General features: G+C 58.2%; 8 protein-coding genes. 5 read left to right on the top strand and 3 right to left on the bottom strand.

Annotated elements, in window-relative coordinates; genetic code table 11:
• Positions 1-1,719 precede the first annotated feature (1,719 nt).
• The 3 genes from ACM42_RS01915 to ACM42_RS01910 all read left to right on the top strand — a co-directional run bounded on the left by ACM42_RS01915 (position 1,720) and on the right by ACM42_RS01910 (position 5,543).
• On the top strand, positions 1,720-1,953 hold the full coding sequence (locus ACM42_RS01915; protein ID WP_128948446.1) for a hypothetical protein: 234 nt from the start codon (positions 1,720-1,722) through the stop codon (positions 1,951-1,953).
• Between the two features lie 1,754 nt (positions 1,954-3,707).
• Complete coding sequence (locus tag ACM42_RS38570; RefSeq protein ID WP_442868885.1) at positions 3,708-4,115, top strand: DUF7694 domain-containing protein; 408 nt, start codon at positions 3,708-3,710, stop codon at positions 4,113-4,115.
• A gap of 591 nt (positions 4,116-4,706) precedes the next feature.
• Positions 4,707-5,543, top strand: a complete 837-nt coding sequence (locus tag ACM42_RS01910; protein WP_333920992.1) for a YopT-type cysteine protease domain-containing protein — start codon at positions 4,707-4,709, stop codon at positions 5,541-5,543.
• 1,468 nt (positions 5,544-7,011) lie between these two features.
• On the opposite strand, the gene groL is transcribed toward ACM42_RS01910, so the two are convergent.
• Entirely contained in the window at positions 7,012-8,652 is a 1,641-nt protein-coding gene (gene groL / locus ACM42_RS01905) for a chaperonin GroEL (protein WP_271526433.1), read from the bottom strand.
• Between the two features lie 82 nt (positions 8,653-8,734).
• Positions 8,735-9,049 (bottom strand): co-chaperone GroES, encoded by a 315-nt coding sequence (gene groES, locus ACM42_RS01900; protein WP_128948479.1) that lies wholly within the window; start codon positions 9,047-9,049, stop codon positions 8,735-8,737.
• Between the two features lie 1,098 nt (positions 9,050-10,147).
• Between groES and ACM42_RS01895 the strand changes: the two genes are divergently transcribed.
• Entirely contained in the window at positions 10,148-10,795 is a 648-nt protein-coding gene (locus ACM42_RS01895; RefSeq protein ID WP_271526914.1) for an FkbM family methyltransferase, read from the top strand.
• A 319-nt stretch (positions 10,796-11,114) separates the two neighbouring features.
• The gene (locus tag ACM42_RS01890; RefSeq protein ID WP_271526432.1) at positions 11,115-11,339 is read left to right on the top strand and encodes a hypothetical protein; all 225 of its coding nucleotides are present in this window, start codon (positions 11,115-11,117) and stop codon (positions 11,337-11,339) included.
• A 433-nt stretch (positions 11,340-11,772) separates the two neighbouring features.
• Here the strand turns inward: ACM42_RS01890 and ACM42_RS01885 are convergent, their stop codons facing one another.
• Entirely contained in the window at positions 11,773-12,966 is a 1,194-nt protein-coding gene (locus ACM42_RS01885; protein WP_271526431.1) for a flavin-dependent monooxygenase, read from the bottom strand.
• Positions 12,967-14,260: the final 1,294 nt, after the last annotated feature.

Genomic DNA, 14,260 nt, shown 5'->3' with positions numbered 1-14,260 from the left:
CCGGATGCCTTGTCGCAGCTGCCGGTCTATTCGCACGCGCAGTGTCGCACTTGTCCTTGAGGCGGCCGTCAGCTGAACGTGGGCATCGGTGGCGACGCTACAACCTGACGCTACGTGAGGGTCAAGCTCTCTCCATCGATGGTGCCGTCGATAGGATAGTGGCGGCTAGTCTTGGCTTTCCGGGCGCCGGCGTAGCGGAGCCGCTGATGGGCTTCCCACGCACTATGAGTATATCGTGCTGAAGAGTTCAGGCCGCGCTCAGCTGGCTCTACGAAATAAATTCGCCGGGCGCAAATGAGCCTGTGCGCGACAGCCTTCAAGAAGCGAGGACGCGTCCTTGATCCGCCCGCATGAAGAGGTGAGCCGCCCGGCGCCCCTCGAGTGACGTGTTGCATGTCAAGCTGGGGCGACGTCTTTGGAGAGGAGGCGGACGGACAGGTCTCAGCATCTTCATTTCGAGCCGCTGCTCTTATTGCTGATGTCCCGCCCGGAGATCACGTCGCGACATTGCTGACTGAGGCGATCTTGCCTGGATCTGAGGCAGGCAGTGATAGCGGTGCGATCTGGTATTTGACTACTACAAAGGCGGAACACGTCTTCCATGCAGGCCTCTTTCTCCTCTGCGGTCGGCGTTCGATCACGCGCGTTGAGCGGCCCGAGCATTACAGTTGTCATTGCCAGGCCAAGAGCGACGGGGCGGTAGGAGAGTCTGAGGCACGAAGCCAACTGAATTCGTTGTTTTCGATTCATGACATTTCTTTGATTCGGTGGAGCTACTTATTGTTCTTGCCCCGCGGAGCGATCACCTGCCAACCGTACGGAGCGCGTCATCTGTCCAGCATGACAGGGACGACACCTTCCATACCGGCAGAGCCTCACGAAAGGGGGAAGTACTAGCGGTTGCGCCGACGCAGCAGATGATCTTTTTGGAGCTGCTGGTGGTTGTGCGGCCGGTGCATGCCTCGATGTCTCGTGGCATTGCTTGGGCCCGCCTGACATGACCTGAGGGACTATGGGGCGGCCTAATCGTAGGCCGATGAGTGACGGAGGACTCGGCGCGATGCCGGCTCGAAGCGGCACAGGCCAGCTCTGGCGAGGCAAAGAGATCAGGCAAACCAGATGTGCTTAGGTCGTTGTTGATGACGCATTCGGACTTGCAAGCGCGACGATGATGACGCGCTGAGACAATGTTTAGTATCATCGCCCTTCTGTTCCACTTTATGTGAAGAGGTTGGGTGGGGTTGTCTGTGAGGTAGGTCTCGTCTTGCGTTGGGTCAGGGGAGACTGCGGTGATAGGAGTCCTGCCGTGCAGACTCCGCAACGCGCGATTTCGTCCAGCAGTGACAGGAATAGCATTCGATCAATCGCGGGCAGGTCTGCATCGGAATGATGTTAGGCTCTCTATTCGATCGTCCTGGGCGAGTGTAGGTACTTGAGACATTGGCAATTCTCGTAAACTGTCAGGAATCACGCGATTGTCAGAGGTGATCTCCACTTGTCTAGAACCCTACAATCTGACGCTGCGTGCGATTCAAGTCTCTTCTCGGGACCGATGGTCTTAAGATGTCGGTGCCTGTGCATTGTTCCTACAAGGATCGTCTGCAACGCGTACTTAGCCGTTTCTGAATTATTAGCCTGGACTGGGCCTGACTGCTTCGGAAGCCGCGGCGGCGAGCGTGGCTCCTACGTGATGATACGGAGCGTCGGTGTCGCAATTCTTTGATCTACGAGTTGCATGCTCTCGGCATGAATTCGAAAAGCAAACTCTACCAGCCCGATCACTGGCTAGGCCGCGCGGAAGCAACGCGAAAGAAAGCGGCAGGGCTCGATGACGGAAAAGCCAAAGACAGGCTGCTTAAGATCGCCTTGGAATACGACAAGTTAGCGCGGCGTGCCCTCGTGTGGCAGATGCGCAAAAACGAGGACGATACGTGGCCTGAGCAAGAGCTTTAGAGCGTCGCTACCTCACATAAAGGCCTCAGCCTGTTATACCCGCTCCAATGGCTAGGCAGACATCGCTCAGCAAGCGAGTCAATCCCGCCTGCAGGGGCGTTGCGGGAGCCGGGACCTTTCACATGATGGGAATGGGGAGTACTCGTTCTCACTTGCAGTCAATCCGTTGCGCCTAACGAGGACGCCAAGATGCCAACTGCGTACGGACGCATTGACCTGCTACTGGTCAATGTTTGGCACTTGGTCGCGGCTGCAACGCATGTCAGTGTCGCCAATTTGAGCCATCGGGGTTATGCGTCGACCTCCCCTTTGCGACCGCCGGAGCAGCGCATTCTATATCCAGGTAGCAGTGAAATGCGCACTGGCATCAGCCCTGGTGGCCGCGGCTTGGGATAGGCCCTAGGAGCCGCCTCGCGCGGTTGCCACGCGCGAGAGTCTTTCAGAAGAACGATGTGATGACCCAGTAGATTCCAGCCCAAAGCAGCGCATTTATGAGAAGTGCGGCGCAAAGGCCCCAGTTCAACCTCTTCCGGGGTTGCAGGGAGGGACGATCGGCGCCGAAATGCTTGACCATTGAGTGCTTTGTTGCGCGCCAATGTGTCGTTTCATCGCGCTCCGCGCAGGTCGACAGAAATATGCCAAGCTTTGCATGCCTCCTATCACTCATAAGTTAGCAGTCCTCTTTCGTAGGCAGTATGAGAATCGATGATAGTTGCCTGACGACCACTCGGCCGATTGATTGCTCATGCATCCTTGGTACAGCAAGGTCGCGTTCTGGCAGCACAGCAAGCGACATGCCAGGAGGTAGAACTGTCGACAGCGCGTTTGATGAGATGGGTTCGTCACACGAAGCAGTTGCGCGACGTCGAAGTCGCGACATTTATGTCGGAAACGACACCCCCATTAGCAGCAAAGGGTGAGCGCTTCGCGAGTGACATGCCCTAGACAACGCGTTAAGAGCTGCATCTTAGTGGCGCGGAAAAGATCGGGCGATACTCGCCGTTGCAGTCAATGAGATGACTATCCATTGTTCCTGACCGTTAGCTTACGACCAAGATCGCAGGCGACCCGCTGGATGTATCAGTTCGAAGAAGGGGCGTGCCAGACGTCCGCGGCTATCTGCACCGATTTGGACGCCATAGAACTGAATCATTTTCACATAAGTGGCGCATTAGGAACGCTGAGCCTTGGCGAGGAGGCCGCGAGTCATGAAGTACTCCCTCACGAAGCAAGTGGCCCCCACCTATCTGGTGCCGCTACTGGTGTTGCCAGCATCATGAGATCTAAATGTCGCCGCCAATCGGGGCGCGCCATGATGAAGGCCAATTCGTTGAAGAGGAGGTGGAGCCTCAACAGCCGCCAACTTCGTGTGCTCGAGCGCGATGTGCGCTCTGCCGGCGATGAGCAGTGAATGCCTGGCAGCGATGGCAAACTGCTTCGCCTCGGAGAGGCTCAATGACGCATTTACATAAGTAGCAGGAAGGTCCGATCGGTGGGTCAATTCGCCCAACGCGCAGACCGTGCTACCGCCCATGCTCGAGCAACCAGCGGCACCGAGGCCGCAATTCGAGCACGGGAGGAATAAGAGGCGCGTGAATGACGATAGACATCTACCGCTTTTGCGGATGGTACGCTGTAGACTGATTCAGGAACGCTGGGCCGAGAACCGAGAAGCTTGACTTGTTGTGCGACAACGTCATCTACGTAGAGCTTAGTGCTATCCAAGACCCAAAGGAGCGGGCGTGCGAGCGCAGATGATAGACAAGCTGGAGGCTGGCCGTGTGCAACATGGCCAGTTCGCTACTGCTCCGGGATCAGGACCTTGCGGTGTTTTCTTTGTACAGGGGCCCTGCGGGTGTGAACTCGAGATAACTGCATTTGTCCATCCTGGCTGGGAGCATGTCGCTGTTTCGACCCCGCGGCGTCGTCCAAACTGGGAGGAGATGTGCTTTGTCAAAGACCTGTTCTGGGATGAAGGGGAGAGCGTCATGCAATTGCATCCGGCACAATCGCGGTATGTGAATAACAGCCGATATTGCCTTCACTTGTGGAGCTCCACTTATCGAGACATTCCGATGACGTCCCCGAGCTTCGTAGGCGTCGTTGGATTAAGTCCCTCAGATGCGGCAACGTTGTTCGCGCGGATCAGCGCGACAGCATGACGGGCTGAGTTAACAACGTTCGAGCAGACGTGTCGAGCGGTTGCAGGAGCACAGGTTCCGCGTCCCGAAATGAGGTGTCACAAGCGGGTGCATGTCAGGCTCGCTCGACTGTTGCATTGTGCACGGCGGGCTGCTCTGAAATGCCGCTGTCAAACAGGAGCTTGCTAATGCACCCTGATTCGGGGGGAATGTCTGCGCCATTGTTATAGAGAGACCGATAGATCGTAATTTGGGTCTTGGCAGGTTCAAACCAGTTTTTGCGGATCTGCGCTGAAGGTGCCTGAGCGGCAGCAACGGCATCTCGCTGGCCGATGGCCGATCACGGAGCGATTTGAAAGACGCGAATTGCGCACTCTTTGGAGGCGAAGTTGTGCCGGCCGAGCGGCGCCCGCGTCACTGTGCAAGAGTAACTAGCTGGTCGACCACTGCCTCAATGAACAGGGACTGTCGCGCAACCAATTTGCCGACGCGGCGGTAGCTTCCGCAAGCTTGTTTGGTGGTCAGCTCTTCGTCAGTTTGCCGCGATATCAGCCGCAGGAAAGCTGCGCGCTCCCTCTGAGGACGCGTACGCCGAAGAAGCAGGTGACCAGCATGTATAATCGAGTCGATGGCGAATACACACGCCCTGGCCAAGCTGATGAATTGAGTAGGCCCGCAGACAGTAGCGAATTTGCGCAAACACTCACCGAAGTCGCACGGCGGGAGAGCCTGCCGTCAGACGAATCGGTCGACCGAATGGGGCTCTGCTTCAGCAAGCCACATACCTCAGATGCAATCGATTCTAGTCCAAGCACCTCGCGCCACAGCACATCCTCTCTGTCCTCCAGCTCGGAGCTATCCTCAGCCGGTAGTCCTGTCCGTGATCTGTTCGATTACAGGACTGCTGAATTGTCCGAAGCCAATGTCAGCGGAATTTGTGTTGGATTGGTAGCGGAGTGGCTCCTTAGTCTCCCAAGCAACCCTTCATCCCGAATGAGGGCTCTGCTCCCGGGGACTGAAAATCACAGCTCAGCGGCAAGGCGGCAGGGGGAGTATGAACGGGTCTTGACTTCATTGAAAGAGGATACGGCGGAAGGGTCTCACAACCTCCAGGCAAAAAGCACGATGTTACGCAACGCCGGCCTAGAACCGTCTGGTGAACAGACGGGACATAGGTTTGGTACATCTTCGCGCATTGACAAGATCGTGAAGGAGGTCACCCAGGATGCGTCCCGCTATTGGGTCCGCTTGAATTTCGTCGGGGGTGGCGGCCACTCGATCGCGACGGCGACGTCGAATGGAACGACGACCCTCTTTGATCCCAACTATGGGGAATTTGCTGTTGCGTCAGATCGGGTCGGAGGGTTGTTCAAGAGTCTGGCGGAGCGCTACGGCAGCCCCCCGAACAACCTTGATATATCGACTGTCGTCACACAAAGGATAGCGTGAGGGCTTCCGACGTTGCAACGGACTTGCCCGATGCCGCGCGGAACCTCATCGGTCGATGCGGGACAGTCGCATCGCCAACCATGATGCACCCGGCGCGGTTCTGACGATGTTCAGTCGGTGTTCTAGACGGAAGCTCTCTGGACGTAGTGCGGAGAGGGGCGAATGTTCAGCGATATAGGTTGGCCGATCACTCAAGTTCGTGAGCCCGCCCTCGCCCCTCAAAGCCTCAATCGCCTGCGCTTGCACTCAGGCACGATCGGCGGCCCGTTTGGCGAACCTGTTTCGTTACCTGCGCGCAATCGCGCGCTCAGGGATAAGGTTGGGACCAGGCATCCACAGTCGGCACGAAGCTCTAGTTCGTCTGCATCGGAATCGTCGCTTCTATAGTGGGTTCGTCAACCAGACAGCTGCTGCTGGGCACATCCGCATGCCCTCGCACCGGCGCACAAACCCAGTCCTCGCTCGCTAGGAGCTCCGCGACAATCCGCGTCTTCTCCTCGTTGCTGCACTTGACTTCTGGCTTCGGTGAAGGCCTCATCCGCGATCTGACTCAGTGATCTTACAGCACCTGTCTCGTTCCAAGCGTCTCAATCGAATTGTGCGCCGAGCTGGGCTACAAAGCCATTTTAGGATTAACTTGCCGATAATCGGAATGACATCCTGAAGCTAAGACTAGGAGCTCTCTCGGCCGCAGCGAGCGCAAGCGAGCTATTAAGCTGACTTGGAAGACCATCGCCTGTGTGGATCTGATCCCAGTCTCACGGAAGCAGCGCGGGCGCGACTCGGCGCTGGTCGGGCTGGATGGACCAGACGTTATCTCTGCCACGCCCGCACTACTGGTTGAAGTTAGCAGAAACGTGACTCGGCGCCGAAATCCCCACGCATACTCGGGGCTAGCGCTGTCCCTACCACGCGCCGCTAACTTCAAGATCATTGTACACCGACAAGCTGTCCAAAAGCTGACGGACCCGACGCGATGCATCAGGCGTAGCGGCCTGTGCGGATCGATGCCCTCCTGCCTTGAACCCTGCTGTCCGCCTAGCGGACGACTGGCTTAAGGGTATAATCGAGCTAAGCACAAGCCCATCCCTTCAATGAAACTGGCATAATGCCATGTGCCAGCGAGAAGGTGGCAGGATGCTTAAAACATAACTAGCCCAGCGCTATTGGATCGCGCGGCTCCGCTGTATCAGCTACGACAGAAAATGATTGTCTCTGTGACTTTCGGGCTAGGCGAGTCCATCAGCATCGACAACGAATCCACCAGCACGTCCGATGGACGATCTTCCACTCTCGCTCAGTGCCCGAAGGAATGGTCACAAGAAAATTGCGTCCGAGTCCAGCCGCGGCGCACATGGATAGGCCGATGGCCCAATCCTTCCGCGGCTGGCAGGCTACAGGCCGCTCGATGCAAAAAAACCCTGACATTATTGCCAGGGTTTCACATGTCATCGAGAACTTGAAGGGATCAGAAGTCCATACCGCCCATACCTGGAGCCGCCGGCATTGCTGGACCAGCCGTCGCCTTCTTCGGCAGCTCGGCAACCATGGCTTCCGTCGTGATCAGCAGCCCGGCTACCGAGGAGGCGTTCTGGACCGCGATGCGCACGACCTTGGTCGGGTCGATGATGCCTTTGGAGAGAAGGTTGCTGTACTCGCCTGTCTGCGCATCAAAGCCAAAAGAGTACTGCTCGTTATCGAGGACCTTGCCGACCACTATCGAGCCGTCTTCGCCGGCGTTGATCGCGATCTGGCGGGCCGGCCAAGACAGCGCCTTGCGAACGATCTCGACCCCGGTCTTCTGGTCGTCGTTATTGGTAGGCAGGCCCTTGAGCTGCTCGGAGGCACGGAGCAGGGCGACGCCGCCGCCCGGGACGATGCCTTCGTCGACCGCCGCGCGGGTGGCATGCATCGCGTCATCAACGCGATCCTTGCGCTCCTTCACCTCGACCTCCGTCGCGCCGCCGACGCGGATCACCGCGACGCCGCCGGCGAGCTTGGCGAGACGCTCCTGGAGCTTCTCACGGTCGTAGTCCGAGGTGGTCTCCTCGATCTGCGCCTTGATCTGGGCCACGCGCGCCTCGATGTCGGCCTTCTTGCCGGCGCCGTTGACAAACGTGGTGTTATCCTTGTCGATCGTAACCTTCTTGGTGCGACCGAGCATGTTGAGCGTGACGTTCTCAAGCTTGATGCCGAGATCTTCCGAGATCGCCTGGCCGCCTGTCAGGATCGCGATGTCCTGCAGCATGGCCTTGCGGCGATCGCCGAAGCCCGGAGCCTTGACGGCCGCGACCTTCAGGCCGCCGCGAAGGCGGTTCACGACCAGGCTCGCGAGCGCTTCACCCTCGACGTCCTCGGCGACGATGACCAGCGGCTTGCCGGTCTGCACCACGGCCTCGAGCAGCGGCAGCAGCTCATTCAGCGAGGAGAGCTTCTTCTCGTTGATGAGGATGTAGGCGTCGTCCATCTCAACGCGCATCTTGTCGGCGTTGGTGACGAAGTAGGGCGAGATGTAGCCGCGGTCGAACTGCATGCCCTCGACGACGTTGAGTTCGGTCTCGAGCGACTTGGCTTCCTCGACCGTGATGACACCATCGTTACCGACCTGCTTCACCGCGTCGGCGAGAAACTTGCCGATCTCGGCATCGCCATTGGCCGAAATTGTGCCGACCTGGGCGATCTCCTCATTCGAGGTGACCTTCTTTGAGTTCTTCTCGAGGTCCGCCACGACGGCTTCGACCGCGAGGTCGATACCGCGCTTGAGGTCCATCGGGTTCATGCCGGCGGCAACCGACTTGGCGCCTTCACGCACGATCGCGGCCGCCAGGACGGTCGCGGTGGTGGTGCCGTCGCCGGCTGCATCCGCGGCCTTCGAAGCCACTTCGCGCACCATCTGGGCGCCCATGTTCTCGAACTTGTCGTCGAGCTCAATCTCCTTGGCGACGGTGACGCCGTCCTTGGTAATCCGAGGCGCGCCGAACGACTTGTCGAGCACGACGTTGCGGCCCTTCGGGCCGAGCGTGACCTGCACGGCATTGGCGAGAATGTCGACGCCTCGCAGCATGCGGTCTCGCGCTTCCACTCCGAACTTGACTTCTTTGGCTGACATACAAATTCCCTCAATTCCTATTGGTTCATCCTTTAGCGCGCCCGATGGGCACTCCTCAGGAGGGGCTGCTGCGAGCCCTGTGTCAGGCGGCTTTCTTCTTCGAGAACACCTCGGTGAGAACGCCCATAATGTCGCTCTCCTTCATGATTAACAGGTCTTGCCCATCGATCTTGACTTCGGTGCCGGACCACTTGCCAAACAGCACTCGGTCACCGACTTCGATGTCGATCGGAATCTGCTTGCCGCTATCATCGCGGCCGCCCGGGCCAACTGCAATGACCTCGCCCTGCGATGGCTTTTCCTTCGCTGTGTCCGGAATGATGATGCCGCCTGCGGTCTTCTCTTCGGCGTCGATGCGCTTAACCACGACGCGGTCGTGAAGCGGTCGGAATTGCATAGAGGTCTCCTGCGCGTTTGAACAAGTTGGCGTTAGACAGAATGTGACCAGCCCCTCGTAGCAAGAGTCAGGCCAGAAATGCGCTGAGCGATCTATCCTTCCAGTTCTGCTGAAGCATTGACCGGACTGCGTGTGTGTTTGTCCGGAAGCAAACGTGCAGAGGTGCACGGCCGCCCTGCTGTCGTGAAATTGACATTGCGTTTCTTCGAGACACCTGCATCGGTCCTTGGGATACTTCAACTTTGCTCGGTTGGCGTTGCACCAACCGAAACGCCGCCGGTCGAGGACGGTGCCGGGATTGCACATGACGACCTGACGCATCATCTGGCAGCTGGGGTCGGCGCAGCGTGCAGTCCACGAGTAATATCGAAGAGCGGCTCGTCAAAGCTGTCGTAGTCGTGCATGCGAAGAAGTTTGCAACGATCTCGAAAAACCGAGAGCTGTTTCTTGTAAGACGCGGCGTGCTCCAAGCCAGGTCACCATCGTAGCGAATGATGCGTGTCCGGCCGCGGCGCGCCGCTCAAAGCCTATTGAGTTGAGCCTGGTTATCCTAGGGCCACAGCATTTTAAGAAATTTGAACATGCCGCGAAAGCAGGATCACGCCTAGCAACGCGTGGGCCGGTGCTTTCACCGACTTCGCTTCCACCGACGATTCCGAGGAAGGGATCGCCGGGAGCTACCGTCAGCCAATCTGAGATGGCGGCCGTCAGTGGGCAGAGCACATTTTCGCACCACTCGTCATCGAGCGGAGTGGCTGTTGCTCTGCACGAGGGGCACTCTGATCGGCACGCGCCAGAAAACATTTCCGATAGGTGACGCTCGGACCAAGGCGCTCTTTCGGCAATTGGAAAAGTAGGACGACGATCTGGCTCTCCGAGGCCGCATTTTTCCGACGATAAGTTCGAGAATTGCATCGCGAGCTGTTCGACAGGCTCTCCGTTTGATGTCGATGGCATCCAAACGGCTGTCGTGGATCAAGGGGTGCTGGCGCATATATGAACTTTATACCTTGATATACGTTGTGCAGCGGCTTCTGACGTGTGATCGGTTTCGAAGTCGAAAATCATCCGATCTCCGCGCACCATGGAAGAGCAGCTGTGTCGTCCGTAGAAGTACATCAGCACATCCTCTCACTTCTTCAGAAGCCGGATCCGGTCATCCTGGATATTGGCTGCAATGATGGGACTGATACGAAAAAGTTTCTCGAGCTGTGCCCGCAACCCAGGCTCTACTGCTTTGAGCCGGACCCCCGAGCGATCGCGCGCTTCAAGAGGAAGCTCGGTCCATCCCTCGACAGGGTGAAGCTGCTTGAAATCGCCATCAGTGATCGAAACGGGACGATCGACTTCCATCCGAGCAATGCAGATGGGGATGCGAAGGATTGGGACTTATCCGGTTCAATACGCCGGCCAAAGAACCATCTTACCGAGTATGATTGGGTTCGGTTTGATCACCCTGTCTCGGTTGAAACACGGCGGCTGGACGACTGGTGCAGAGAAGCCAACGTGGACGCAATTGATTTCATCTGGATGGACGTTCAGGGAGCCGAAGCCGACGTTATCGCCGGCGGAATGCGGACCTTGAGCAACACGCGCTTCATCTACACCGAATATAGTGACCGCGAGCTCTACGAAGGGCAGTTAACCCTGCAAGGCATTCTTAACTTATTGCCATCATTTGAAGTGGCGGCTCACTATCCGCGCACTGTGGAAGGTGATGTGCTGCTCAAAAATACGCGTCTCTAGCAGCTACCCATATCGACGTCTCATTCACGGAAGGCTTGACCAGCGGACTCTATGATGGTCGTAGCTGCACAGCGGTGATCGTCAAGGCAAGCGGCCATCGCTAGCCGGACAGGCAGCGCGACGGGCTGGCATTGGGCCGGCGTGCACGTCGGCCGGTCCATCGGGGGGCAGCGCCATGGCAGTTCTCGGGTCCACGCGGTCCCGAGCAGGCAGGCCGTGGTGCTGCCGCTGCGATCGAACGGCCGATGTAGCAGCGGGGCGGGCGCTCGTGACGCCGCTACGTCGGTTTCGCTCTAGCGACAGTCGCTACGATCTAATGTTGATCACGCCGAACCTGATCGCGCGATTTCATCGGCGTAGCCCGAACCGGTCCAGCTCGCCGATATCGCTCGATCGCAACGGCAAAGGGCTGGCTGTGTTGGCGGCCGACATGGATCTCTTCAGCCGCAAGATAAGCGGTTGGGCGATGCGCGACCTCATGGGCCGCAGCTTCTCTTGCGCGCCGTCGATGCTGATCCGCCAGCAGCCGCCAAGGCCGAATTGATCCATTAATTCCGATCGGCGGTGTACAGTACGCTTCATATCAATGTCGCACGGCCGTTGCCAGCGCGTTGGCGTGCCGCATCGATGAGCGCAAGGGTGAGTGCTAGGAAGTGCGCAATGCAGAGCGTCTTCCGCACCGTGCGGCCCAAGCGGCAAGTGTGAGTTGAACCGCGAGCCGTTGCGCAGAATTTCAGGTGGTCCCGCTCGGCACGTCAATGATCGGGGCAGGGCTGTAGAGGCTAATAATGGCGCGCTATGTTCGGACAACGAACCTGCGCTCCAGGATATGAAGTGGGATTTTTGAAGAGGGACAGCCCAAAGCTGTCTTTGTCCACATTGAAACAAGGCGCCAAGTCCTCAGCGGCAGACCACATCACGACTCCGGTCCGGTAATTCGTTCGCGTGGCGTGTGGCTTGCCCGTGCGTGCCCCACTTCATGGAAAGCCCGGCTGTATTGCAGTGCCGAGCAGAGCGCGGCCAGCGCTCTGAAGCGTTCCCTCGTTTAAAGCTGCGTGCTGGGCAACCACGAAGCTGTCGCACATGGCGCGTGCGAGATTGCCGGTGGTATAGAGCGCCTGAGTTCCAGCAAGGCCGCTCGCAATCCTGCAGACCTCAGCGCCCCGCTGCGCGGCGTTCGTAGCGGCGAGCCGCATCAGCATCGTGGTGCTCAGATTTACCTCACCCGTGAGCGCTTGCTTCCACAGCTCCTCCGTGGTCTCGTAAAAGAAGGAACGAGCGGAACGTAGCATGGCTTCGGCTTTGGCGATCTCAAGCTGGACATAGCCGCGCTCAGCCATCACAGGCGCTCCAGTGATCGAGGCGCGGCTTCCGGCCATGGCGAGCACCTCGTCGATTGCGGAACGTGCAATCCCGATGCCCACAATCGCATGCGCCTGCGCGGCGAAAGCGACGGATGGGTAACTATAGATCGGCCCATCAAGTGTCGCCGGACCACCGCGGATCAAAGTCCATTCCTCTGGCACAATGACGTCGCTGACAACAACGTCGTGGCTTCCGGTGCCTTGTAGTCCGATGACGTCCCAATTGGGCCGGATTGTTACCTTCTCGGCCGGGATCACCGCTACGCGCGGGAGGTCTCCGGTCGGCTCGCCTTCCACTGTGATACCAACTCCTATCAAATCTGCCCCCGGCGAGCCGCTAGCGAATGGCCACACGCCGTTCACGACAAATCCATCGGTGCATCGCTTGGCGGGCTGGAGCGGGAAAAGCGCGCCCGCCAACACGACGTCCGGCCCATTGGCGTACACTTTTCGAAGCGTGTCGTCCGGAAGAGCAGCGAGGTAGCGAGCCCCATCCCCGAAGCTGGCAACCCAACCGGCGGATCCGTCGGCCTCGGAGATGCGCTCGATCAGGCGACAAAAATCGGCTGGCGTTCGCTCCTCGCCGCCGAATCGCTTGGCGACCATAGCCCGATAGACGCCGACACGCCTGAAGCCGTCTATGATCTCTTTTGGGATTTTCTGCACTCGGCCAAACTCGTTGCGACGCGCACGGATCTCGACGAGTAGGGGGGACAGATGAGCCCAGGTCGCAGCCGCAGCGTGGGTTTCGGGAGTTATCTTTTCTGGTGGTGCATTCATAAAACGTCCTCCGTGTTTTCCGATCATTCGCGCGTCATTCATACGCGCGCATGGCGACGCCGCGTGATTTAATAGCGAGGAGGGCATCCCCAAAGCTGTATGGAATGCATGAGATTGCGCACGGTAACTTCCCGGCTTAAGGGCGCGGAAGCCTGACCGAGATACAGCTGTTGCCGTTGGTATTGAGGCTGGCTGGCAAAGCAGCCGATAGGCGGCGACATCGATCCGTCTTTGCCGCACTGGGTCTCCGGCGTTTGATCGGGCGCATGCGGCGTCATGTCTTCTCCACGGACGTGTGTCACACTTATGACAAGCCGGGTCAAACGAGGTTTGGAATTTCCGAGTTGTGCTTGGGAGGGCGCCAAGCCTGCGTCTTCTTTTCCATCTTCCCAGCAATCGACGTGCCATTAAGCATGTCTGCCGTCCCTGTCTGAATTGCGCGGGCCCCCACCGGCGTGCCGTGCCAGCGCATACTCGTGTCTTCATGTCCACTTTCAGGCGCGAATGTCATGAACTCAACGACCCGCAAGCAAAACGACAGAGGCGGACCTCGAGCGCCGACCGGATTCAATGTTTTTGCTAAAATGGGGGCCCGCTCCGATCTCCCGACGCGACAAAGTCCAATTTGCTTTTCGTGCGACTGCGGGAGAGCGCCTGGTTAGAAGAGGACCTCCAGACGGCAGGTATTCAACCGCACGGAGCTCAGGAGGCTGTAATTTCGCGATCAAGCCAGGTTCAAGGTGACTGCAAGAATGCCCCTCACATGCAAGCGAAGAGGAAGCGCTTCGGACAGGTTTAGGGAGTATTCGAGAGTCGCCAGCAACACACGAGCTATCTACGTTCTGTCGTACCGGACGCAAGAGATCGACGCAGATTCCTTTTCCTGGCCGACTCTTTTGCGGCCGCTGGCGCCTCTCTCTTCGGCGGTTTTCCAATGCTTCCGATCTTTGCCGAGCTTGCCAAAGTCGCGCAGCCACTATCCCCGCACGACGAGCATTGCGACAGACCAGGCACCCTACGTTCTGAAGCTAGCGCTCTGTTTCGCACTGAGCGACTTTCTGGCTGAAGAGCCTGCTTCCGGAAGCGCTCGGTTGCCAGATCATTTCCTGCTCCAGACGCGGTGTGCGACGCTTAAATCATTGTTGCTGGCCCACCGAATTCACCTAGGCGGATAGATCTAGCTCATTTGCCGAGTCCCGCAGGCACTAAGAACCTGAGAGTCGAACTCGTCATGGAGGACGGATAGTAGATTGTCCAAGTGGTCGGTCGTGCGATTGTGTGGAATGTCAAGCAGAGCGTATGCGAAATCGTAGCGAGAACA

The sequence above is a fragment of the Bradyrhizobium sp. CCBAU 25338 genome, assembly GCF_028128965.1.
Taxonomy (GTDB): Bacteria; Pseudomonadota; Alphaproteobacteria; order Rhizobiales; family Xanthobacteraceae; genus Bradyrhizobium; species Bradyrhizobium liaoningense.
Note: the sequence above shows the minus strand (reverse complement) of the source record. Positions and strands in the feature narration are given on the sequence as shown.